Source organism: Buttiauxella cochleicola (genome assembly GCF_021282405.1).
Taxonomy (GTDB): Bacteria; Pseudomonadota; Gammaproteobacteria; order Enterobacterales; family Enterobacteriaceae; genus Buttiauxella; species Buttiauxella massiliensis.
The window spans coordinates 259535-282185 of the sequence record NZ_JAJSOU010000006.1 but is presented as its reverse complement, the minus strand read 5'-3'; the positions used below and the strand labels follow the sequence as shown (position 1 = coordinate 282185).

At 50.0% G+C, this 22651-nt stretch carries 20 protein-coding genes; 5 read left to right on the top strand and 15 right to left on the bottom strand.

Annotated features, from left to right (window positions below; genetic code table 11):
* Positions 1 to 156 precede the first annotated feature (156 nt).
* The 3 genes from prc to msrC form a co-directional block, all read right to left on the bottom strand.
* Positions 157 to 2205, bottom strand: coding sequence for a carboxy terminal-processing peptidase (prc, locus tag LVQ79_RS10870; RefSeq protein ID WP_064511869.1), 2049 nt, complete (start codon positions 2203 to 2205; stop codon positions 157 to 159).
* Between the two features lie 20 nt (positions 2206 to 2225).
* Entirely contained in the window at positions 2226 to 2906 is a 681-nt protein-coding gene (proQ, locus tag LVQ79_RS10865) for an RNA chaperone ProQ (RefSeq protein ID WP_232864949.1), read from the bottom strand.
* 104 nt (positions 2907 to 3010) lie between these two features.
* Positions 3011 to 3499, bottom strand: a complete 489-nt coding sequence (gene msrC, locus LVQ79_RS10860; RefSeq protein WP_151994565.1) for a free L-methionine (R)-S-oxide reductase MsrC — start codon at positions 3497 to 3499, stop codon at positions 3011 to 3013.
* Between the two features lie 171 nt (positions 3500 to 3670).
* Between msrC and yebS the strand changes: the two genes are divergently transcribed.
* The 5 genes from yebS to LVQ79_RS10835 all read left to right on the top strand — a co-directional run bounded on the left by yebS (position 3671) and on the right by LVQ79_RS10835 (position 9664).
* A complete protein-coding gene (gene yebS, locus LVQ79_RS10855; RefSeq protein ID WP_232864948.1) occupies positions 3671 to 4915 on the top strand; it encodes a membrane integrity lipid transport subunit YebS in 1245 nt (414 codons plus the stop codon).
* Positions 4884 to 7517, top strand: coding sequence for a PqiB family protein (locus LVQ79_RS10850; RefSeq protein ID WP_232864947.1), 2634 nt, complete (start codon positions 4884 to 4886; stop codon positions 7515 to 7517). Before yebS ends, LVQ79_RS10850 begins: the two co-directional genes overlap by 32 nt.
* A 258-nt stretch (positions 7518 to 7775) precedes the next feature.
* The gene (locus tag LVQ79_RS10845) at positions 7776 to 8015 is read left to right on the top strand and encodes a DinI-like family protein (RefSeq protein WP_064511873.1); all 240 of its coding nucleotides are present in this window, start codon (positions 7776 to 7778) and stop codon (positions 8013 to 8015) included.
* 396 nt (positions 8016 to 8411) lie between these two features.
* A complete protein-coding gene (locus LVQ79_RS10840; protein ID WP_232864946.1) occupies positions 8412 to 9128 on the top strand; it encodes a hypothetical protein in 717 nt (238 codons plus the stop codon).
* Positions 9119 to 9664, top strand: coding sequence for a type II toxin-antitoxin system VapC family toxin (locus tag LVQ79_RS10835; RefSeq protein WP_232864945.1), 546 nt, complete (start codon positions 9119 to 9121; stop codon positions 9662 to 9664). Before LVQ79_RS10840 ends, LVQ79_RS10835 begins: the two co-directional genes overlap by 10 nt.
* A gap of 238 nt (positions 9665 to 9902) precedes the next feature.
* On the opposite strand, the gene LVQ79_RS10830 is transcribed toward LVQ79_RS10835, so the two are convergent.
* The 12 genes from LVQ79_RS10830 to gpG form a co-directional block, all read right to left on the bottom strand.
* Positions 9903 to 11210, bottom strand: a complete 1308-nt coding sequence (locus LVQ79_RS10830; RefSeq protein WP_232864944.1) for a phage tail fiber protein — start codon at positions 11208 to 11210, stop codon at positions 9903 to 9905.
* 98 nt (positions 11211 to 11308) lie between these two features.
* Positions 11309 to 11977, bottom strand: a complete 669-nt coding sequence (locus LVQ79_RS10825; protein ID WP_232864943.1) for a hypothetical protein — start codon at positions 11975 to 11977, stop codon at positions 11309 to 11311.
* Positions 11977 to 12279, bottom strand: coding sequence for a hypothetical protein (locus LVQ79_RS10820; protein WP_232864942.1), 303 nt, complete (start codon positions 12277 to 12279; stop codon positions 11977 to 11979). The genes LVQ79_RS10825 and LVQ79_RS10820 overlap by 1 nt, the downstream gene beginning before the upstream one ends.
* Complete coding sequence (locus tag LVQ79_RS10815; RefSeq protein WP_232864941.1) at positions 12279 to 16019, bottom strand: TipJ family phage tail tip protein; 3741 nt, start codon at positions 16017 to 16019, stop codon at positions 12279 to 12281. Before LVQ79_RS10815 ends, LVQ79_RS10820 begins: the two co-directional genes overlap by 1 nt.
* 53 nt (positions 16020 to 16072) lie before the next feature.
* Positions 16073 to 16669 (bottom strand): tail assembly protein, encoded by a 597-nt coding sequence (locus tag LVQ79_RS10810; protein ID WP_232864940.1) that lies wholly within the window; start codon positions 16667 to 16669, stop codon positions 16073 to 16075.
* Entirely contained in the window at positions 16666 to 17373 is a 708-nt protein-coding gene (locus LVQ79_RS10805) for a C40 family peptidase (RefSeq protein WP_232864939.1), read from the bottom strand. Before LVQ79_RS10805 ends, LVQ79_RS10810 begins: the two co-directional genes overlap by 4 nt.
* 2 nt (positions 17374 to 17375) lie before the next feature.
* Positions 17376 to 18125, bottom strand: coding sequence for a phage minor tail protein L (locus LVQ79_RS10800; RefSeq protein WP_232864938.1), 750 nt, complete (start codon positions 18123 to 18125; stop codon positions 17376 to 17378).
* Complete coding sequence (locus tag LVQ79_RS10795; RefSeq protein ID WP_232864937.1) at positions 18122 to 18469, bottom strand: phage tail protein; 348 nt, start codon at positions 18467 to 18469, stop codon at positions 18122 to 18124. Before LVQ79_RS10795 ends, LVQ79_RS10800 begins: the two co-directional genes overlap by 4 nt.
* A 44-nt stretch (positions 18470 to 18513) precedes the next feature.
* Positions 18514 to 18936: a hypothetical protein gene (locus LVQ79_RS10790; protein WP_232864936.1), complete on the bottom strand. Its 423-nt coding sequence runs from the start codon at positions 18934 to 18936 to the stop codon at positions 18514 to 18516.
* Positions 18937 to 18995: 59 nt separating this feature from the next.
* Positions 18996 to 21935 (bottom strand): phage tail tape measure protein, encoded by a 2940-nt coding sequence (locus LVQ79_RS10785; protein WP_232864935.1) that lies wholly within the window; start codon positions 21933 to 21935, stop codon positions 18996 to 18998.
* Positions 21916 to 22224: a phage tail assembly protein T gene (locus tag LVQ79_RS10780; RefSeq protein WP_232864934.1), complete on the bottom strand. Its 309-nt coding sequence runs from the start codon at positions 22222 to 22224 to the stop codon at positions 21916 to 21918. The genes LVQ79_RS10785 and LVQ79_RS10780 overlap by 20 nt, the downstream gene beginning before the upstream one ends.
* A 20-nt stretch (positions 22225 to 22244) precedes the next feature.
* Positions 22245 to 22649 carry a phage tail assembly chaperone G gene (gpG, locus tag LVQ79_RS10775; RefSeq protein WP_232864933.1) on the bottom strand — a complete coding sequence of 135 codons (405 nt, stop codon included), beginning with the start codon at positions 22647 to 22649 and terminating at the stop codon, positions 22245 to 22247.
* Positions 22650 to 22651 lie beyond the last annotated feature (2 nt).

Here is a 22651-nt window from a genome sequence, read left to right as displayed (position 1 = left end):
GTTACCCCACATCGTAGGGGCAAGCTTGCTATTTTCAAGCATTCATCGTTGCCAAGTAGTTAATAATACATAACTTTACATTAAAGGAGAGGTTGATTTACGCGGCTTGATAGAGGTAAAAAAAACGGGCACAAAATTTTGTGCCCGTTGGAGGAATTACTTAGCAGGAGCTGGTTGCTCAGCTGGTTTATCTTGCTGCATTTTTGCAAAATCCAGCGCGATATGAACCGTTTCATCGAGATAAGGATCAGGTTCCTGATAATCCTTCGGCAGGTCGTCGAGTTTCTTCAACGGTGCTTTTCCTTCTCGTTTATAGCGGTCATTAATCCGCTCCAGACGCGTAGCATCATCTTCCTGATTCTCTTTCTCACGCTGAGCAAGATTCAGGGAAACAATATTACGTTTATCTTTCAGGGCATTGAAGCGAGCAATATCCTTCATGATGTACTGGAACTCAGGATCGGCTGCTATTCTATCCTGGTGCAGTTTAAGCAATTGCGGCTCAAACTGAGTCAGATCGCCTGACTTAACGTAAGTAGCGGCGTTAATGCTATCCCAAGGGAGCGCATTATCTTCAAACTTCTCGCCAGTCTCAGTCTCTTCAGTACCGGTAGGCATCATGATGTCAGGCGTTACACCTTTACGCTGAGTACTTCCGCCATTAATACGGTAGAACTTCTGGATAGTGTATTGCACAGAACCAAGCGCAGGCCATTCCGGACGCAGCATCTGATCATAGATTCGATTCAAAGAACGGTACTGTTGAACAGTGCCTTTACCGAAGGTAGGCTCACCCACAATCAGCGCACGACCATAGTCTTGCATTGCTGCTGCAAAGATTTCAGAAGCCGAAGCACTGAAACGGTCAACCATCACCACCAGTGGACCTTTGTAGTAGACAACGCCGTCAGTATCGCTATCTTCACGCACTTTACCGTTGTTATCACGTACCTGAACAACTGGGCCACTTGGGATAAACAGGCCAGAAAGTGAGACAGCCTCGGTCAATGCACCGCCACCGTTAGAGCGTAAATCGATGATCACGCCCTTCACGTTCTGTTTTTCCATCTTCTGAAGCTGGACTTTGACATCATCTGTCAGACCAACGTAGAAGCCTGGGATATCCAGGACACCCACTTTGTCTTTACCGACCGTTTTAATCGTCAATTTGACGGCGCGATCTTCAAGACGAATGCGTTCACGGGTTAACGTAACCACACGTGTTTTGGTACCCTTACCTGCCGGTAAGATTTCCAGGCGAACCTTGCTACCTTTTGGCCCTTTGATCAGCGCAACGACATCGTCAAGACGCCAGCCAATCACATCAACCATAGGTTTCCCTGTCTGGCCGACACCAACAATACGGTCACCAACGGTAATCGTTTTGCTTTTCGCAGCAGGACCACCCGCTACCATCGAGTTGATAACCGTGTAGTCATCGTCCATTTGCAGCACAGCACCAATACCTTCCAGAGATAAACTCATTTCGGTATTGAATTGTTCAGTGTTACGTGGCGATAAGTAATTGGTATGCGGGTCGATTTCGTGGGCAAAGGCGGTCATCGCAAGCGAGAAAACATCTTCGCTATTGGATTGAGCCAGACGGCGAATGGCAAACTGATAACGCTTGGTCAGCGTTTCACGAATTTCCTGATCGGTTTTGCCGGTCAGTTTCAGACTCAGTTCGTCAAACTTAACTTTGCTATCCCACAGGGAATTCAACTCTGTAACGTTTGCAGGCCACGGCGATTTGCTGCGGTCAACGTTAAAGGTATCGTTACCCGTGAAATTCATTGGTTTTTCCAGCACCTTCAACGCGTATTGATAACGTTCAAAACGACGTTGTTGGGCCAGATTGTAGAGATCGTAAAATACGTCCAGTTTACCGGTGCGCAATTCATCGCCAATCTGTTTTTTCCGCGACACAAACTGCTCTACGTCACTGGCTAGCAGCACGTTGTGGCTATAGTCGAGGAGGTTTAGATAGCGATCGAAAATTTTTGCGGAAAAATTTTCATCCAGGTCAAACTGACGATAATGCGAGCGAGTGAAGCGTGAAGTTACACGCTCACTCACCGTTGCATGCTGTGTCTCTTCCTTTAACTGCGGGATTTGAGAAGCTTGCGTGATGTTTTCGACGGCCAGTGCGCTACCTGCAAGAAACAACAGACTAGCGACAGCCGTACGCTTAAAGAATTTGTTCATGCCCGGGTCTGGCCTCCGTTTCAGAACTGCAAGTGTTCTGCGCGTACGATCATTGCCATACCAGAAGTCAGCTGTACACGGACGCCATCTTTGGTAATTTCCAGTACTGTGGCATCCATCGCGTTGTTACCCGCTTTGACTTTGATTGCCTGACCCACCTGCAAAGCAGAAATGTCTGTAACCGGAGTGCGTTTTTCTTCACGCGGAGCTTGCGGCGCCGGTTTTTCTACACGAGGTTTACGTTCTGTAGCTTCTGGACGACGCGGAGCAGGACGAGGCTTGCGTTCGCGACGAGGTTTATCGATAACGGTTTCGCCGTTAGCAATAGCCGCTTCACGCTTTTTCGCTGCCTGTTCTGCACGCTGTGCCTGAACACGAGCTTTTGCTTCTTCAAGCTGCTTGCGAGCATGCTCTACGTGCTGCTCATCGAGTTCACCACAAGGGTTACCGTCGAGATCAACACGGGTTGCGCCGACTTTAATACCGTATAGGTAACGCCAGCTTGAAGTGTAAAGACGTAACGCGGAACGAAGTTGAGTTTTACTGAGACTCATCTCCCCTTCAACGCGCGCGACCAAATCCTGGAAGATACCAATCTTCAGGGGGCGGGCTTCACCTTCAGCGCTAAAGCACTGTGGGAAACGCTCTGCCAAAAAGGCGATGACTTCTTTGCTACTATTCAACTTAGGTTGATTTTCCATGAAATTTCCTGATTACAACGGAGTTGCCAACAATCCGCAGGCATGAACAGGCGACATTATAATGACGCTATCAGCAAATGCCACGTTATCCGTTGTTTATCATGCTAACGAGTGAAGAATTTTTTAAAATCCGTGTCGGCAAGCATCAGCGAAAGCTGCGTCACCAGTTGAGATAAGCCGAGTTGGTCTTCAGGTGTGAAGCGCCCAAACTCCGTGCTATCAATGTCCAGAACACCTATTAGCTCGCCATTTACCGTAAGCGGCAGGACAATTTCGGAGTTGCTGGCAGCGTCACAAGCGATGTGACCATCAAAAGCATGCACATCTTCGACGCGCTGGATGCTTTTAGTGGAAGCCGCTGTACCACAAACACCTTTTCCTACCGGGATACGAACGCAAGCAATCTTGCCCTGGAAAGGTCCCAGAACCAGAGTCTCGCCTTCTAATAGGTAAAAGCCTGCCCAGTTAACGCCTTCGAGACGTTCAAACAACAACGCGCTGGTATTTGCCAACGTCGCCAAAAAGCTTGTTTCACCTGCCATTAACGCACTGAAATCGCGGTTCAAGTCCGCGTAAAATTGTTCTTTGTTCATTGATTAACCATAGTATGTTGTCTTACTCAACTGCATAGCATAGTAAAATAAGCATTAAATGCCTTATGCCACAAGGTGTATCATTCAATGAATTACTATACGCTTAACGAATATTTCATAACCCATTGAGATACCCCATGCGCCAGCGGTTTTCCCTGTTTACGATGACACATGAAAATACACGCCATTAGCCATGCTGTACCGCAGGCACGTTATCAGCGTTGCCCCCAATGCGATACACTTTTCTCGTTACCGTCGGTTAAATCCTCGCAGAGCGCGTATTGCCCGCGCTGCGATGCCAAAGTTTACCATGGGCGCGACTGGTCACTTACTCGTCTGGCGGCGATGGCAATTGCCATGCTACTGCTTATGCCTGTCGCTTTTTCCGAGCCTCTGGTGCGCATCTATTTATTGGGTACGCGAATAGATGCCAACTTGTTCCAGGGCATATGGCAGATGACTAGCCAGGGTGATCCCCTGACAGCCGCAATGGTGTTGTTCTGTGCTGTGGGTGCGCCAGCAACATTAGTTGCCGCAATTGCCTACCTCTACTTTGGTAATATTCTTGGGATGAATTTACGCCCGGTCTTACTCATGCTTGATAAGCTCAAAGAATGGGTAATGTTAGATATTTACCTGGTCGCTATCGGTGTGGCCTGCATCAAAGTCAGAGAGTTTGCATTTATCCAACCGGGCGTAGGTCTCGTGGCGTTTATTGCATTAGTGGTGCTGAGCTTGTTAACCCTAATTCACCTAAATGTAGAACAGCTATGGGCTCGTTTTTATCCCCAGCGACCTTCTCGAGCGTGGGGTCCCCAGTTACGCGTTTGCCTGGGCTGCCATTTCACAGGAGTGCCTGACAACCGTGGGCGTTGTCCTCGTTGCCATGTGCCATTAAGAGCTCGTCGTCGCCACAGCTTACAAAAATCCTGGGCAGCATTAATCGGTTCGTTAATTTTCCTCCTGCCGGCCAACCTGTTGCCAATTTCGATTCTTTACGTCAATGGTTCGCGTCAGGAAGATACTATTCTTTCCGGTATTCTTTCCCTCGCCAGCAGTAATGTTGCCGTCGCTGCTGTGGTTTTCATTGCCAGCATTCTGGTGCCTTTTATCAAAGTTATCGTTTTGATTTCATTGCTGGTCAGCATTCATTTTAAATGTGAGAAAGGGCTTAAGACGCGGATAACACTGCTACGCTTTATTACCTGGATTGGGCGCTGGTCCATTCTCGATCTCTTCGTAATCTCGCTTACGATGTCGCTGGTTAATCGTGACCAGCTATTGGCATTTACTATGGGACCGGCTGCGTTTTATTTTGGCGCGGCGGTTATTTTAACTATTCTTGCAGTCGAATGGCTTGATAGCCGACTACTTTGGGACGCACATGAGTCAGGAAATGCCCGCTTCACCGACTGAAGCGCGAATTAAAACTAAACGCCGTATTTCGCCCTTCTGGTTACTGCCAATTATCGCACTGATGATTGCCGGCTGGCTGATGTGGACGACCTGGGAAGAACGCGGCACGACTGCGACCATTGATTTTATTTCGGCTGACGGCATCGTTGCCGGGCGCACGCCTGTACGTTACCAGGGTGTTGAAGTCGGTACGGTACAAAGCGTCAGCCTCAGTAAAAACCTGAGCAAAATCGAAGTAAAAATCAGCGTAAAAAGCGATATGAAAGACGCGCTGCGTGAAGATACCCAGTTTTGGCTGGTCACACCCAAGGCGTCTCTTGCGGGTGTTTCCGGGCTGGATGCGCTGGTTGGCGGCAACTATATCGGCATGATGCCGGGCAAAGGCGAGCCGAAAGATCACTTCTCAGCGCTCGATACCCAGCCGAAATATCGCCTTAACAATGGCGAGCTGATGATTCACTTGCATGCGCCAGATTTAGGTTCGCTTAACAGTGGATCGCTAGTTTATTACCGCAAAATTCCGGTAGGCCGAGTGTATGACTACACCATCAATAAGAACCAGCAGGGCGTGACGATTGACGTGCTGGTTGACCGCCGCTTTACCAAACTGGTGAAAAAAGGCAGCCGCTTCTGGAACGTATCCGGCGTAAAAGCCAACGTCAGTCTTTCCGGTGCGCAAGTTCAGCTCGAAAGCCTGGCGGCATTGGTCAATGGCGCTATCGCCTTTGACTCGCCGGAAAACTCAGCCGAAGCCAAAGCTGATGATGAGTTTGGCCTGTATGAAGATCTGGCGCATAGCCAGCGTGGCGTAATCATCGATCTTGATTTGCCGAGCGGACAAGGTTTAAACGCCGGTTCAACTGCGCTGATGTATCAAGGGCTTGAAGTCGGAACACTGACCAAACTAAACCTCAATCCGGGCAGCACGGTAACCGGCCAAATGACGGTGGACCCAAGCGTGGTCAATCTGATGCGGAGCGGGACGCGCATTGAGTTGCGCAGCCCTAAGATTTCCCTCAGCAACCCGAATATCAGCAGCCTGTTAACGGGAAGTACTTTTGAATTGGTACCCGGTGAAGGTGAACCGCAAAACCATTTTGTGGTCTTCCCGAGCGATAAAACTCTCTTGCAGCAGCCTGATGTTCTGACCCTGAACCTGACGGCACCGGAAAGTTATGGCATTGATGCAGGCCAGCCGATTATTTTGCATGGTGTGCAGGTGGGGCAGATTCTTGAGCGCAAATTGTCGGCCAAAGGCGTCAGCTTCTCCGCAGCCATTGATCCTGAATATCGGCATTTGATTCAGGGCGACAGCAAATTCGTCGTCAACAGCCGTATTGATGTAAAGCTGGGTATTGATGGCGTTGAATTCCTGGGTGCCAGCGCCAGCGAATGGGTCAACGGCGGTGTCAGAGTCATTCCAGGTATCAAAGGTGCTATGAAAGATAGCTATCCACTCTATGCCAACCTTGAAAAGGCGGTGGAAAACAGCCTGAGCGACCTACCAACAACCACGTTGACGTTAACCGCGGCCAGCCTGCCAGATATTCAGACCGGCTCCGTGGTGCTTTATCGTAAATTCCAGGTCGGGGAAATCATCAGCGTACGTCCTCGTGCTAACAGTTTTGACATTGATGTAAATATCAAACCGGAATACCGTAACCTGCTGACCTCCAATAGCGTGTTCTGGGCCGAAGGTGGCGCTCGTGTGCAACTCAATGGCAGTGGCCTTACCGTTCAGGCTTCCCCTCTTTCGCGTGCCTTAAAAGGTGCTATCAGTTTCGACAACTTAAGCGGTGCCAGCGTCGGTCTGAAAAAAGGCGACAAGCGAATGCTCTACGCCTCTGAAACTGCCGCTCGTGCGGTAGGCAGTCAGATAACGCTGCACACTTTCGATGCTGGTAAACTTTCTGCCGGTATGCCAATCCGTTATCTGGGCATCGACATTGGGCAACTTGAGTCGCTGAATCTGACAGCCTCACGCAGTGAAGTAGAAGCCAAAGCAGTACTCTACCCTGAGTTTGTTGAGACATTTGCCCGCAGCGGCACGCGCTTCTCTGTCGTCACCCCGAAAATTTCGGCCTCCGGCGTGGATAATCTCGATACTATTCTCCAGCCTTATATCAACGTTGAACCTGGCCGCGGCGCAGCACGTCGTGACTTCGAATTGCAGGAAGCCTCTATTACTGACTCCCGCTACTCAGACGGTCTGAACATCGTAGTAGAAGTGACTGAAGCGGGCGCATTAAACATCGGTACGCCAGTGCTATTCCGCGGTATCGAAGTAGGTACGGTGACCGGATTAACCCTCGGCAACCTCTCTGACCGCGTGATGGTTGGACTGCGTATCAGCAAGCGCTTCCAGCACCTGGTGCGTGATAGCTCAGTATTCTGGCTGGCCTCTGGTTATAGTCTCGATTTCGGTCTGACGGGTGGTGTAGTGAAAACCGGCACCTTCAACCAGTTCATCCGCGGTGGTATCGCCTTCGCCACGCCGCCTGGTACACCACTGGCGCCGAAAGCAGAAACGGGTAAACATTTCCTGCTAGAGCAAAGTGAGCCTAAAGAGTGGCGTCAATGGGGCACCGCACTGCCTCGCTAATACCTTCGCCCCGGTGTCTCACCGGGGCGAAATTGTTATATATCAACAAGATAACAATACAAGGGGTGCTATTGGGGTGCTGTAATTTGCAATAAAATTCCCCAAAAAAGCCATAATATCTCTGCTTGGTAAGAGTCGCACCTGGGCTTTTTCCATGAAAAACTTGCCCATAAAAAATTTTCACTCCTACTACTTGCCCAATATCAAAAGAATCATTACTGTATATTTATACAGTTAAACAATGAGAAGGTATAAGTAATGTACGTTGAACTCGTTTATGACAAACGCAATGTGGAAGGTTTACCGGGTGCCAAAGACCTCATACTTGCCGAACTGACAAAACGTGTGCATGGGATTTTCCCTGCTGCTGATGTTCGCGTTAAACCGATGCAAGCCAATGCCGTTAACAGCGACTGCACGAAGACAGAGAAAGAAAAGATAAATCGTTTGGTCGAGGAAATGTTTGAAGAAGCCGAGTTCTGGCTCGTCAGCGAGTAGCATCTATGGACAACATGATCATTGGCGGGGTGAGGATTTACTTCCCCCTCCCAGGTGAAAAACTCCCGACACCTTCATCTGACATGCAAAGCTTCGCGATAAAAAGTACAACTGGCGGTCGCTGTTGTGTTCTTGGATTCTTTGATGGGGAGTGGCGAGTTTTGTCGCTACCGGAGTACGAAAGTTCGGGTAAAGCTATTATGGCAGTAGTGAGGCAAGGGAAAAGAAGCTGGCAATAACGCGAAGGATTAACACTGACTATAATTCCAGGTTAACTACATAATTTTTATGGGTTAACATCTGTCAAGTTTTTGCTAGCCATTCTGCAATCAGCTATTTGTTAAGTGATTGAAGCTATACTTAGGTCAGCAACCCCGAATAGTGGATTTTATTAAAATGCGCAAGCCAAATAGCCTCATTCTAAAATTAGATGGGACAAGCCCTGACAAGCTGCCAATGGCTCGACTGGTGAAGTATTTGTCTGCTCTGTCAGATTTGTACGGATCGGCCGATGCTGTGCATTTTGATAAAGTTAGCGAAGGATCAGCATGCCTGAATACATGGGTTGATAACGAAGCTACCTATAAAGACGTGATTTCCCGATCTCTGGCTACAGCTCAAAGCAATGGCAGACCATATCTTAAGCTTGTCGATCTGCTTTATGAAGACGGCTTCAATGGAAAAATCCTTAACGAAAATAATGATGTCGTCGTCCTCTTCCCTACAGTTAGCAAAGAAATCCCTTTATATCTCCGTAAGAAAACGACATTGCAAGGTCGCCTCTACAGCGTTGGAGGAAAGGACGATTCAATACCTGTAAAGATTGAAGGCGCTAATGGTGAAACCTACCCTTGTGAAGCAACGCCAGCATTGGCATCAGAGCTAGGTGCAATTCTATTCCAGAATATAAGGGTACACGGGGAAGGCGATTGGGAACGTAAGGATGACATCTGGAAGCTGAAAAAATTGAAAATCTCTTCATATGAAAAGATTAAGAAAGTCAGCTTAAAAGAAGCGGTTAAAACTATCCGTTCCGCTTCAGGAAACCAATGGGCTGAAGAGGAAGATCCTCACTCCATCCTGAAGGCATTGAGGAAACTAAATTGCGAGTAATTTTTGATACCAACGTTTTGGTTCAAGCTCTTACTGGAACCAAGGATGGAGTTTCGCTCACAGATCCGTGTACTGGCGAAATTATTTCTGATCCGCAGAAACGTGCAGAAGCGCTAATCGAACATGTTGATAGCCTAGGTGGTGCTGTGCTTATACCCACCCCTGTCTTGGCAGAGTTTCTGGTAGGAATAGATAAAAATCAGCACCAAGCGTATATCAATCTGATTAAATCGCAATCGTGCTTCGAAATAGTATCTTTTGATGAAATCGCGGCAATTGAATGCGCCCAGATGCCTAGCTTGAAAGAACTTAAACAAATGATGAACTCTGACACCACCACCAAGGTGAAGTTTGATAGGCAAATTATTTCAATCGCCAAATCAACAGGTGTCAAAGAAGTTTGGACTCATGATAAAGGTGTCTACAATCGTTGCCAGTCTTTGGGGATAACAGCAAAATCTTTAGCGGATATAACCCCAATACCAGAACAGTTTGGGATAGATTTCCCGCAAGAAAGTGCATCAGGCTTACATTGAAAATCACCCGGCCACCGTGCCGGGTTTCCTCTCGAGCATCTTCTCAATAGTCCCTAGTCTGATTGCCGAGCACGGCGCTAATCCTATAGAATATCCACAGTTACCTCTGGCATGAACACCGGGGTTATCCAGCCACATCCCGCTCTTGCATACGGCGGCGCTGTGGCGCATCTCTTTGCTATAAGCTAACGGGATTAAAGGGCTTTAAGGATGAAGGGATTACGCGCTGTGTAAATTTTCAGATATGGGGTTGCTCCGGGTCAGTTTGTGCTTCCTCTGCCGCTTTGCGGGCTGCTTCCTCCGCAGCAAGTCGCTGGGCTTCTTCCATAGCTTTCTCAGCAGCAAGTTGCTTCTGGTTATAAATGCTGTCATGTGGCATCTCGACACGGACAGAAACGAACTGGTCTGCGGGGATATCAATCGGATCGCCGCCAGCAAATCCCTCTCGTTCATTGCGCGCAAACTCAGGTGCATCGGGGTGAGTACGGTGGTAGGTTTTTACCAACACTGAGCCATCTTCATTCACTTCATAGTCCAGCCAGATGAGTGGCTGCTTGTTGCGGTCGGTAGGGATATCAAAACCACCATCGATGCCTCCCCATGCTGCGTCGGCATTCAGGCCCATGCAACCTTCAATCAGGTATACGCCAACACCCTGGCGCGTAACAGTCACACCCTCTGATTCACCATTGGTTTCTACATGTCCATCTGCAAAGATTTTAATGACAGGGGATGCTGCTTTTAGCGTACCGTCTGAGGCTTTTGTGGTGTTGTGATTACCAAAAAGGAAGTACACCCCGGGTACTGGTATCTTCACGCCTTCAAATAAAGAAAAACTTCTCTGATCAACATAATCCACCCCATTACGGAACATAAAGCTCAGGTTTCCGCCCGCCGCACTCTGTATAAGAATTTGCCTACCGACTTCGGATGTTGCTTTGCTACTGCTGACCAAAGTTAAGCTGGGATAAAGTGCTGTGGTGCTTCCATCTGTACCTAATTTCAGATTTGCGAACATGGGTCCAGATGCTACACCGAGTTGAAGATTATCCCGCGCCCCCTCCGGATTATTTGCACCCAGTCCACCTTGTTTCAGGCTTAGCGGTGTGGTTAGTCCACTCAAACTGGTGATGTCGCTATTCGCACCTTTTTTCGCTAACGACTTTTGCCCGGGCACTGTCACCTGTGCGCCGTTGATAGTAATGGTGACATTACCTGCACCATTCATCACATCTGCGAAACCAGACATGTACCGCTGATACATGCCAAACGTCTCGGCAATGTCCTGCGCCAGGCCGTCAACACTCAGGCTGTCGCTGAGCAGGATGGCGTATTTGGTACCGGCTGCAATTGCAGGGCTGATGGCTGGAGTGACGGATAACGCATTAGCACTGGTAACCGCAGTGAGCTGTAAAACCTGAACGGGGTTAGTGAAAGCAATCAGCGTGCAGCCAACACGTATGAGACTGCCTGCTGCAGTGAAGTTTGTGCCTGCGCCTGTAATTGTGCTGCCGTTGCCTGCGATAGTGCCTGTTGTGTAAATCATATTTTCTCCGGACGAAAAAAAACCGCCGAAGCGGTTACTTAAATTGATGATTATTATTTATAAATCGATGTTGTGAAGCAGCTACTCGGAGCGATCGATTAATCATATGCAGCGGTATTAATTGCCGTGATTGCCATTCCTGTATTCGTCCCGCCAACTGCGCTTCCCTGGCCGGTCTGACTACCCTGAGCGTTAATTCTGGTGGTAGTGCCGTTGAATAGCGCACCAGCATATGCGGTCACGTTAACAATGACCGGTTGCCCCTGAACCATCACCTGGAACAATGAAGATCCAAGAAGTGCCGGGACGATTGCATACGACCCTGATAATGTCTGGTCAATGTTAATGCCCCCGCCGTTCCCTGGCGTTCCGACAGTGACCAGATCGCTTAAAACACGGCTTTCATTCGTGAGCACAAGCTTTCCGTTTTCATCCCATATCGCCATACCCCATGCAGGCAGAGTCTGAGGGAATATAGCGAAAACGTAGGCTGTCAGGGTATGGCTGTCACCTCTGGGACTGCTCGACCCGACACTGATCATATTCCCCACGCGTGTGGCCCCCACCGTTGCTGCATTAGATGTTTTACAGAACACTATCGCCGGGTAGCTTGCGTCAATAGGTATATCCATGCTGGCGCCTTGATAGCTACCGCCCACATTGGCCGAGTTTACTGTTACCTTCCGGTACAGGCAGAACGGTGTGGACTGAGGAGTAATGAAGGGATTACCGTTCTCAAGCGCAATTAGCGCACCGTATCCCGCCATTATGCTTTCTCCAGGAAGACTATCAGCTCGCATTCGGATGCCGGATAGTTCCCCACTCCGGTACTGCTTGCGGCACTGAGGGTTATGGTATTACCGCTCGCAACGATGCGGCGACCGACAGAGACAGCCCCCTTATCCAGAGAAATGGCAAATCCAACCTTCATACCTTGAGGGATGCTGAACGACCAGCTACCGGAATTCTGCCCTGCTGAGAGCTGAATGCGGCCCACTACCGAGACAGGCTTTATTCCATAGTTGTTCGGCTTGCCATTCGCATCCCATGTCTGAAATCCCCATGCCATTAGAATACCCCCGTCAGTTTTCCCCATTGGCAGCGCAACACGCCATTCTCATCTCTTACGCTGTCGGTAACATTTGTCGATTTTCTTGCCCCTGCACCATCACTGCCAAAATTAAACCAGGCGCCATCCTTATCCAGCCGCCAGCCTGATGTGTTAGCCACATAGTTATTGGACTGAATAAAACTACCGATTTTGGCATTACTGATTGTGGCATCGCCGATGACCGTATCGCGGATGATGGCCTGCCCGTTTACGATGACAAAAGGCAGCGTTACCGCACCGCCAGCCTGAGCCATTACTGCGAAACGGTCCGCGAGGAACAGTATCTGCGACTGCATTCCTTCAGGGGTATTTTCAACACCAATGCCCATTCCTGCCGCGTATTTTCGACCATTTTTGTCAATGCCCACTTTAATCGAATACATCGCGTTCAGTGCGCCATCGATGTTGGCCAGCGCCGACGCATTTGTTGTAACAGCGGCGCTCACTCCATTGATTGAGGCGTTAATTGCAGTAACCTGGCTGGCTGTTGCCTGCTGATAATTGGCAACGGTCTGGCTGAGGTTAGTGATGCTCGCACCATTGCCATTGACCTTACTTTCCAGCTGCAACAGTGACCGCGCATTTGCCTCACGATCATTAGCCGTCGTTTCATCAATACGCTGAATTTGAGCAATGCTACTGCCGTACTGTGCTGTAATGGTTTGTCGTAGACTCACCTGGGCCAGTGTGTTCTGAATCAGTGCAATCGAGGTGTTCTGAATGCCGCCACTGGCGTTATCAGTTTTACCCGACAACTCTTCGAAGCGTGAAGTGGTAGACGAATCAAGCGTAGTGACCGCCTGTGTCAGAAGCGAAACCCCAGCAGCGTTATCCCCGGTTTTTGCTGTGAGCTCATCAACGGCTGTTGCACGCGCTTCCGTTTCTGTGGCCAGCGCCTGGCGAACTTCCGTGATACCCGCTTCATTACCAGTGACCTTCGCCTCAAGCCGGGTAACGTCAGTAACGCGGGCCTCAGTTTCCGTCGCGAGCACTTCACGCAGTTGCTCAAACTTCGCAGAGTTCGCGCCGTTCTGCGCGGACTGACTGACAACAACATTCGCAATCGCCAGCGCGTTGTGAATGATGGATTCAGCAGTCTGTTTGTTTGCTCCAGCAGCTGCAGCAAGCTTGTCTGCGTTATCTATAATGGCGCTGGCCATGTCAGCTATTTTCAAATTACTGTCGACTGCGTTCTCAACCAAGTCTTTGAAAATGTCGGTGTCTTTAATCTGATTCAGCACGGCTTCAGTGATGTCCGAGACATCGATACTCGCCTGACCGCCTACAAATTCAGTCCATTCACCTTGGTTGCCGATACGGTCGATAAGTCGCGCGCGGTACCAGAAGTTTTGACCTGCTTTCAGGCCCATCTGTTGGTAAAGCTTTTGAGGATATGGCACATCAGCAAGCAGCATTGGACTGGTTCCATCAGCCGTAGCGCTGTACTGGATTTCAGTATTCAGCGTATCGCCCGCATCTGCCGGGAACCCCCAGGAAATGTTGATGCCAAAGACCACATCATCGGTTGCTGATAATCCCAGAGGTTTTGGTGGAGAACCGATTTTCCCCGTCAGGTTGGCTTCCTGGCTGACGGTCCAGACAGAGCTAATGTCGCTCGAGTTAATTGCACGTACGCGCGCGGTGTACCGACCGGAATAGATGCCCGTGACCTCAAACCCTAACGAGCTGGTACGCGGTGCATTCACCCAGTCGCCATTATCTTTTCGCCACTCGCATTCGTACGCAATGGCGTTCGGTACCGCCTCCCAGTTCACACGCAGCGTTTCGACGCTGATGTTCTGCACTACCCGACTATAACTGCTGATGGTGACTGCCGCTGGCGGTGCCTGCACACCAGGAGGAATAGCCGAAATTGGGCGATCGTCTAAACGTGCCCCGGTATCGATGGCCGCATATTTATCAGGATTGTGGTTAATGGCCGCAATGGTAAATGTGCCATCGTCATTATCAGTGACGCCAGTAACCCGGTACTGCTGGATAAACAGATCATCAGCATCCACAACCCACACCGACTGCACTTCCGGCGTTTCACTGTAAGCCGTGGTGACCGTGACCTGCTTATCAGTGACCGACTGAATCGTACGAGCCTGAGAGACGCCAGATGGTAAGTTGATTATCAGGCGGTTACCTGCTTTTGCATCGCCGACTCGGTCAAGAGTAATAACCCGACCGTTAACCGCGCTGATACGTCCACCCATCACCTTGCCTGACAGGTTCTGGTCAGCCACGCCGATAATATACCCGGGCAGTGGGATCATCCCTTCCATCCCGGTGGAAAATGTCACAAGGCGGTCTTTGGCGTTCGTCAGTAGTGTCCAGCGACCACGACGATTTGCTTCGGTTCTACGGGTGCAGCCAATCGCGGTAATTTCAGTCTGACGCACCTTGTAACGACGAATCAGGTCCTGTTCAAACACGCCTTCCACTTCATCGGCATAATGATTGTCGGGATTGGACCAGGACACCATTGCTGTCGAATAGCGGTTACGCTCGCTGCCACCGGCATAAACAAACTTCCCGCCGATGACATTTGCCCGGGTGAAAACATAAGTCATATCCCGTGGCTGGTCAGCAAGTGCAAATAGCTGGTTATTGGCCCAGTAGGTCATACCGCGAAAGATACTCGCCAGGTCGCGTAGCACGTTGAAGGCTTCGTTCTGGCTCTGAATATACACATCACAGAGGAAACGCGGTTCGGTACCACTCCCGCCCAGTCCATCCGGTACCAGCTGATCGCAATACTGCGCAATGCGGTAGAGCTCCCACTTATCGACCTGACTTGCATCAAGACGGTCACCCAGGCCAAAGCGGGGATTGAGGACCATGTCGTAAAACACCCAGGCCGGATTGTTGGAATAGGCCCACTTGAATGAGCCATCCCATGTACCACTATAGGTTCGTGAATCAGCATCATATGCCGTCGGCACGCGGATGAGTCGGCCTGGTGCTTTAACACTGATTTGTGGAATATTGCTGAACTGCTTCGCATCAAAGGTGACAAACAGTAGCTCGGTATTCGGGTACCGAAGTTTGGCATCGATAACTTCAGCGTACGCTTCAATATTCGTGGCATCAGCAATTCGGTTGGAAACAGAATCAGCAGTAATGCGGGTAACGCGAACCTGCCAGCCAGTGGTGGCTTTTGGCAGGTCAATACGGTGCGAGCGCTCATAAAGCGAGGTTGTCTTGCCATCGAACGCGCCATTCACAACGGCCTGATATGCACCGCCATCAGTGGCCAGTTCAATTTTGTACTCAACCCGGGAGCCAACAACGTCACCGTTATCTTTCTGCTTTTGCAGCGCGGGAAGGCCAAGACGAATACGCAGCGCAGAAAGCTGCGTATTGCTGATGGCGCGGGTCCACGGTTGGGTTTGTTTTAACGGCGTATTGATCGAGATTTCATTCTCAACCGAGGGAATACCTTGAATGTACTCCTGCGCCTGAGTACCGGGGCGGTACTCCCATGTCACGCCAGGGAAGTTTAATGTCCCGTCCTGCGCCCGAACAGGCGTGCCGTCGAGATAGATATCTTTATCAGTCAGCCCACCAGCGCATTCCCCTTCGCCCAGCGCCAACAGGATTTTGGCGGTAGCAACAGAATGCAGTGAATCGGGTGATTCTTTTGGTGACTGCGCATTACCGCCACCACCTTTGCGCCCCTGAATATTTACCATATTGCGCCCACAAAAAAGGGCCGCCTGAGCGACCCTGTAGAGGATGAAGTTTGTTACTTGTAATCGTCGGTATAAATACCTGCAGAGATAATGGCCCCGCCACGCTCACGTAGACCGTAAGCCACACCAACCGGGTTACCCATGGCGACAGTGTTAACCGGGCCGCCGAACGCATATGACGGCATGTTGTCTGGGTCTTGCCGTGACGCCAGCCCCTTGGCTTGCGGGGAAAGCATCTGAACGACACCGCCAATCATCATTGCAGCGCCAAACTTCGCCATTCCGTAACCAAATGCAGACATTGTGCCAGCAGAGAAATATCCAATAAGTACGCCAGCAACTACCAGCACCGCCCCCAGAACGGTTTGCAAAACTCCAGCCCGCTTGCTCCCGGCTATCACCGGTACAATGCGGATCACTTCATCGCCGCTGTTATGCTTCAGCTCTTCTTTGGTGATGTTATGCCTACCTTTGAAGACGGCAAAGCGAAGCCCTTTTAGATGAGCGTTTTGCATAAACGCTTCAAATCCGGGAATCGTGATGGACAGAGCGCGGCACGCTTCCGCTGGCGTATCGATAACCAGCCGGTGCGCACGACCAAACAGTGCCGCCAGGCTTCCACTCAGCAAAACAGTTTTATACTGATTCATGGTAAATCCTTATGTCTGACAATGAGGGCCGTTCGTTCACGCCAGTAACCGCCATAGGGTGTTTTGCAGGAGAGTTGCCCGTAGAGGTGATGCAGAAGCTGGTTATCTTCAAGCAGAATGCCGGCATGATTCACCACCGGCGCGGATACCTGCATCAGCACCATATCGCCCGGGCGGGGTGTGTTCACTTCGCGGAAGCCTTCGGCATACCAGTTATCGAGATAGAGATTTTCAGCGCCAGACTCCCACCACGGACGATCCACGCTGTAGTTTTTAAGCTCGACGCCCTGTCGTTTGTGCCAGTCCATAATCAGTGACCAGCAATCAGCATGGCCAAGAACGAAGCCACGACCTTCCAGCTCGCGATCACCGCGAGGATAAATGGTGCGAATGTCTCCTTCTGGCCACGACGCAATGACCCACGGAAGGCCATGCGCATCACACTGTAGCATATCTAACTCACTCGGCTGCGTTGTCGCGCCATCGCCCGGATGGCTGTGCACAATGGCAGTGATAGTTCCCCGATCTTCTGCCGCGGCAAAGTCCTCCGGACAAAGCTCAAACTGTTCGGTGGGTACCGCAGTGATGTTCTTACACGGAACGTAGTGTTCAACCCGCCCTTTCTGAATAACCAGACCACAGCATTCATTCGGAAATTCGGCAGCAGCGTGCGCAAGAATAGCTTCTGTGATTTTTTCAAGCATGACTATCTCCTCAGGAGGCTTGCGCCGGGGAAGCCTCCAAAATCCAGTGGGTTGTCGGCGCCCTGGCGTTTCTTGCAATCCACCATCAGTCCAGAGCATTTATCCTGAGAGGGATCGGTAACCGGGTTACCCTTCAGATCAAACATGAGAGGACCGTTGTAAGAGCAACCATCACCCGAACGATACTGATTGCGGCAAGCCCAGGTGCAGATTGCCGTTATTTGTCGTGTGGGGATAAGTAGCCCCTGCAAATCCATCGGGCTGGATAGCTTAAACTCAACCCCCTCATCGTCTTCGCTGCTCCTGCTGTCGATATACCAGACCTGCTTTTTCACCTGCAGGGGATCAGCTGTCGGATTGCCATCAGGAAAATTACTGGCATCGAGATAGTGCGTGAAGGTATCGAGTACAGAGACTTTGGCCTGAGCCATATCATCAAAACGCAGACATAGCGCGGTCACCACACCATCGAGGTTGGCCACTTTCAGTGAGGGCTCAGCTGTCTGACCGTCACTGGAGGTATCCATACCGGTTATTTCGAACGGCCACGCGCTGTATTCCTGCCCGCCGAACCAGACAGGCTTGGCCGGTAGCTTGCTTTCATCACCACCAGCAGCGTCGATTTCTTCCGGCGTATGAGGAATGGTATTAGCGTGAAAATAAAGATGGCCCGCACCAAAGGCCGAGCCATCAATTTCAACCAGGCGTATTTTGTTGCCCGGTTCGAGTTTCTGAACGTCATTATTAATCATGGTGCAAATGCCTGCTCAAAGGTTGCGGTAACGATTAACAGTGTTTTGCCTTTTACCATTCGCTTTAAAGAATCTGCTGCCACCCTGTAAAGCCCCTTCTCTCCGTATGGAGGAGTGAAAATAAAAGCCTTCGTTTTATGGCGCGACAGAAAGTTGTAGATTTCCATCGATCGAGCTGCTTTCCCCGTAAAAGAATAAGGAAAGGAGAATTGCGATGGGTTCAGCCCGTCACCCACCACCTGCTCGTAACCATCACCAAACTGAGCTTTACGTATTCTGTCTTTTACATCGAGAGTCGGTTGATTGGAGGTCTGAATAGGCCAGGCGAATGTTTCTATTGCCATATTTTTCCCATAAAAAAACCACCCGAAGGTGGTTAGATAATTGTTTAATTGAGAGTTGTGGGTCGAATATCCATATCACCATCAGCACTGGTAAACACTCTGAGGTATTTGCGCTCTTCGGGTCTTAAGCTAATGTAGCGTTCCTGTCGTTCTCCGCTGGCACCACAGAGTCCTCGCCCCTCAAGACCCGCACCAACTACACTTTCGCCAGTTTTAACATAGAAGGTTGCCTTCTCACCTGGATCAAGTTTCGCGGCTACCTCGCCATCAATATAAACAGATGCGAAACAACCCGCCCCACCAAATCCGCGGTCACGAATGATTGTCAGGCTAGCCTTCTCTTTGGTGGGATCCTGAAATTTAAATAACCTTTCAGAAGGTGCTAATTTAGCTTGGCTGGGCGGAGTTACTGTAGAAGAACATCCAGCTAAACCAATCAAAGTAAGTGCCAGAATTAAAACTCTCATCGTTATCCCTTTGATTAATATGTTTTGTACATACTAACCAGGGACTGATAAAAAAGTAACTATCGCTTCTGTTGAGCACTCCAGATCATGCCGCCAGGACGTAACTCCCGACGAATACCCTCCTGAATACTGGAATCAACAGTCTGCTGATATGCCCTGCCAACAGCATCATTACTTCCTGATGTTTGAGAGGTCGATTTATCAGTCTGGACATACACATTACTCTCGATATGAATCCCACCACCAGCAGAACCCGCAACAACCCCAAGCTTGCCGTTTGCACCACGACGCAGAGGTAAGATCGCTTCAGGCCCCGCCTCGCCCATCACACCAGCACCTTTAGCAAAAGCAAACAAAGTGGGTCGATTTACTACCGTTCCGCTGAATGCGCTAAGACTGGCTGAACTATAAACACCACCATTCGCATTAGCTTCGGCACCAAAAACAGCACTGACACCACTCACCAGAGATTGCTTAATCAGGATTTGAGCCAGCATACCGAGTATTGATTTGGTGAAGTTGGCAAAGTTTGCCTTGCCGGTCATCAGCATATCGGTCAAGCCCTGACTCAGTCCGTCAAATGTCGCACTCGCCACACTCTGAACCTGCGCGTAAGTATCCGTTGCCGCATCAGCATAATTAGCCCACGAAGATTTCGCGGCATTTTCCCAGTCACCACGTTGCTTATCTTCATTCGTAAATTGCTGACTTTGCGCGGCGATTGCAGCCTGTCGATCATCGGGTGAAGCATCTTTAAACTGGCGCTCCAAATCTTTTCGTTCCAGTATGCGCTGAGCCTCACGCGATGATTTCCCACGACTGTCTAAATAGGCCTGCTGCTTTGCGCCCGCCTTCTCAATGTATTTCACTGAGTCATCATGCAACCGATTAAGACGCTCCTGCTTAACCACTTCATCGCCGATAATGGCATTTTTCTCTGCCATTGCTTTAATTTCAGCTTCGTGGGCCAGCATGGACTTATCAGCGGCAGTTAGCAGCCGGCTATTATGGGCATCTTCAAGCACGTTGAATTTAGCCTGAATGGTCCACAAATCTTTCCGCTGTTGACTAATGGTGTCGTTGATATCACGGTGTTTACGCAGGGTTTCAAGCTGTGACTGAAGCGCAATATTCTGCTCATTAAAGGTTTCCAGCGTCTTGTCGCCGGCAGATTCAGTAATAGCTTTTGGCTTTTTATCCGGCTTTTTGGCGTTATCAACGACATCAGCAACTGCATCTTTCTGGCCGGCACCCTGGGCAACCTGGCGACCTTTCCATATTGCATCCCGATACCCCTGCATGCCTGCAGCAAGACGCTTCAGGCGTTCAGCATTGTCTTTCTCAGCATCAGTCCAGATTTGTCGCTGTTCGTTTGCGGATTCACGTGCGCTTTTGGCCATCGGTTCAAAAACCGATCCCAGTCCAGGTAATTTCGCCGCGCGTTCAGCAATACCCGCGGTAACATTAGAAATGATCTCATCGCCGTGAGCCAGCAGGCCACGGATTTGATCAATCAGTGCACCAACAACATCAATAACCATGGAGGCCATGGCATTAAAATCAATACCGACAGCTATAGCTGTGTCTGATGCCCATTTTTTAACATCTTCCCAGGCTTTTTCCAGGGGAGACATATTGTCGATAATGTCCTGACTGCGCTTATCAATGGTGTCGGCAAGAAGATTGGTCAGCTCAGTTACTGCCTGAGTGTGCTGCCCAGCCTTATCAAGGGTGGCAATATGCTCAGCCTGCGCCTTGCTCAGAAAGTCGAACTGGTTGTTCAGCGCCTTCATGGACTGAACCGGATCGTCTGCTATCTGAGAAAAGAACCCCTCAACCTTATCTTTTGTCTCCCCGGTCGCACGCCCCCAGTCAAGGGTCGCCTTAGTGATGACCTCGATTTGCTCACCCGTATATTTTCCCTTCTGTACCAGCTCAGCCATCAGGCTGGATGTCGCTGCAAAACTGGTATTTGTGGCGTTTCCTATGCGTTCAGAAGCATTCGCCATATCTCCAGCTGACTCAAAAGCCGCAGCGCCAGTCATGATGAGCGATTTTTGAATATCACCGAGGGTGGATGAAGCAAATGCCATGCTTGACGGAATTGCCACAAGAGCGGCAACGGCAACCGCGATGGCCAGATTAACCGGATTTAAAACCGCGATCAGCCCCTTCAGGGAATCGCCCACTGCAACCATGGCAGGACGAATACCACCGAATGCATCTTTGACCTGCCCACCCTGCTGGATAAGGATAAGCAGCGGATTTTGTCCGCCCGCCAGCTGAGTCACCACATCCGTCATCTGCATCGGCAAAAAGCGCAATGCCTGGGTGTACTGACCGACTGAGATCCCCGCACGCTTTGCAGCAAGTTCGTGACGGGAAAGTGCTGCTGGCATTCCCCCCATCGCACTTTCTGTCTGCTCAGCTGCTTCACCGACTTCGTATAGCTTTGCTCGTTGTTGCTCGAGCATCGCCAGTGTGGATTTAAACTGCGCTTCCGGAATAAAGCCACTTTCAAACCGCTGATGCAGCTCTGCCACATTCTCATCAATACGGTTAAATGCCCGTAGGGTGGGATCAATGCCTTCAAGAAACCGTTTTGTCGCCGCGGATTCGGCTGCAGCTGCTCGCCTCGCTTGTTCCGCAACTTTTTCCTGAGCATCACCCACATCAACCAGCTTCGTCAGGCTCTCATCCAGGATGTGGTTATAGTATTCAAACTGTGATGCATCGATGCGACCCGCATTCAGATGCTGCTGAAGTGCGGTGTACTGATCATCCAGGTTACTGAACGCTTTAGTCGTCGGGTCGATGCTGTTCAGTAAACTTTTGAGTGCCGATGCCTGTCTGTCAGCCATTTGCTGAGCCTGGGCAGAAGCATCGTTTGCCGCCTTACCAAAACTCCCTGTATGCCTTATTACCCGCTCCATTTGTTCAGTGAAGCGGGTATTGTCGACATCCAGATTAACGATTAAATCACCCACCGACTGGGCCATAGCGCATCCCCCCTGACAGCCCCTCGGCCGCTAACATCATTTCTTCATCAGATTGTTCAACAGGATCGGATACCGAACTGAGCAGGCTAAAATCAGCCATGGTTAACTCGGTTTTTCCACAGAATGCGGAGGTGATTGTCAGACTGAGAGCGGAAAACTCCGCATCAATCAAAGCATCTGAGAAGAGATTTCCACGATAGAAAGCAGCCCATTCTGCAAGCTCACTACAGGACATCGAAGAGAGCATGCAGCGCCAGTCCGGTCGCCTGAATTCACGCGCCAGACGCATAACAAATTCCAGTTCGGTGGTCAGGACTTTTCCGCAGAATTATCGACCACTTCACTTGTCTCGCCATTTTCAATGACCGGATCTGCAGCATCCGGAAGTTCAGGAACCATTTTGCTTAAAATGAGAACCTGGTTGGCAGCCAGTGACAGCGCTTCCGAGGGCCAGGTGGACAAAATTGTTTGCTGAATATCTTTGACGGTTTTTTTATTGTCGCTATGCCATAAAGACAGGGCAACCAGCCGTGCATTGAGATTAAGATTCTGGCGGCTGAGGGCGGCAACTTTTGCAATGTCTGATTCAGGTTCGACCTGGGGCTTGCTCAGTTCAACGGAGTATTCCAGGTACTCAATACGCTGCAGTGCAGACATTTCAGTCAGCATCACTGTCTTCTGGTTATAAGCAAATTCATCGGTTTTCAGAAACATGG

What these genes read in the sequence shown, in the direction of transcription:
- prc (WP_064511869.1), bottom strand. Translation starts at nt 2,205, where the DNA reads ATGAACAAATTCTTTAAGCGTACGGCTGTCGCTAGTCTGTTGTTTCTT.
- proQ (WP_232864949.1), bottom strand. Translation starts at nt 2,906, where the DNA reads ATGGAAAATCAACCTAAGTTGAATAGTAGCAAAGAAGTCATCGCCTTT.
- msrC (WP_151994565.1), bottom strand. Translation starts at nt 3,499, where the DNA reads ATGAACAAAGAACAATTTTACGCGGACTTGAACCGCGATTTCAGTGCG.
- yebS (WP_232864948.1), top strand. Translation starts at nt 3,671, where the DNA reads ATGAAAATACACGCCATTAGCCATGCTGTACCGCAGGCACGTTATCAG.
- LVQ79_RS10850 (WP_232864947.1), top strand. Translation starts at nt 4,884, where the DNA reads ATGAGTCAGGAAATGCCCGCTTCACCGACTGAAGCGCGAATTAAAACT.
- LVQ79_RS10845 (WP_064511873.1), top strand. Translation starts at nt 7,776, where the DNA reads ATGTACGTTGAACTCGTTTATGACAAACGCAATGTGGAAGGTTTACCG.
- LVQ79_RS10840 (WP_232864946.1), top strand. Translation starts at nt 8,412, where the DNA reads ATGCGCAAGCCAAATAGCCTCATTCTAAAATTAGATGGGACAAGCCCT.
- LVQ79_RS10830 (WP_232864944.1), bottom strand. Translation starts at nt 11,210, where the DNA reads ATGATTTACACAACAGGCACTATCGCAGGCAACGGCAGCACAATTACA.
- LVQ79_RS10825 (WP_232864943.1), bottom strand. Translation starts at nt 11,977, where the DNA reads ATGGCGGGATACGGTGCGCTAATTGCGCTTGAGAACGGTAATCCCTTC.
- LVQ79_RS10820 (WP_232864942.1), bottom strand. Translation starts at nt 12,279, where the DNA reads ATGGCATGGGGATTTCAGACATGGGATGCGAATGGCAAGCCGAACAAC.
- LVQ79_RS10815 (WP_232864941.1), bottom strand. Translation starts at nt 16,019, where the DNA reads ATGGTAAATATTCAGGGGCGCAAAGGTGGTGGCGGTAATGCGCAGTCA.
- LVQ79_RS10810 (WP_232864940.1), bottom strand. Translation starts at nt 16,669, where the DNA reads ATGAATCAGTATAAAACTGTTTTGCTGAGTGGAAGCCTGGCGGCACTG.
- LVQ79_RS10805 (WP_232864939.1), bottom strand. Translation starts at nt 17,373, where the DNA reads ATGCTTGAAAAAATCACAGAAGCTATTCTTGCGCACGCTGCTGCCGAA.
- LVQ79_RS10800 (WP_232864938.1), bottom strand. Translation starts at nt 18,125, where the DNA reads ATGATTAATAATGACGTTCAGAAACTCGAACCGGGCAACAAAATACGC.
- LVQ79_RS10795 (WP_232864937.1), bottom strand. Translation starts at nt 18,469, where the DNA reads ATGGCAATAGAAACATTCGCCTGGCCTATTCAGACCTCCAATCAACCG.
- LVQ79_RS10790 (WP_232864936.1), bottom strand. Translation starts at nt 18,936, where the DNA reads ATGAGAGTTTTAATTCTGGCACTTACTTTGATTGGTTTAGCTGGATGT.
- LVQ79_RS10785 (WP_232864935.1), bottom strand. Translation starts at nt 21,935, where the DNA reads ATGGCCCAGTCGGTGGGTGATTTAATCGTTAATCTGGATGTCGACAAT.
- LVQ79_RS10780 (WP_232864934.1), bottom strand. Translation starts at nt 22,224, where the DNA reads ATGCGTCTGGCGCGTGAATTCAGGCGACCGGACTGGCGCTGCATGCTC.
- gpG (WP_232864933.1), bottom strand. Translation starts at nt 22,649, where the DNA reads ATGTTTCTGAAAACCGATGAATTTGCTTATAACCAGAAGACAGTGATG.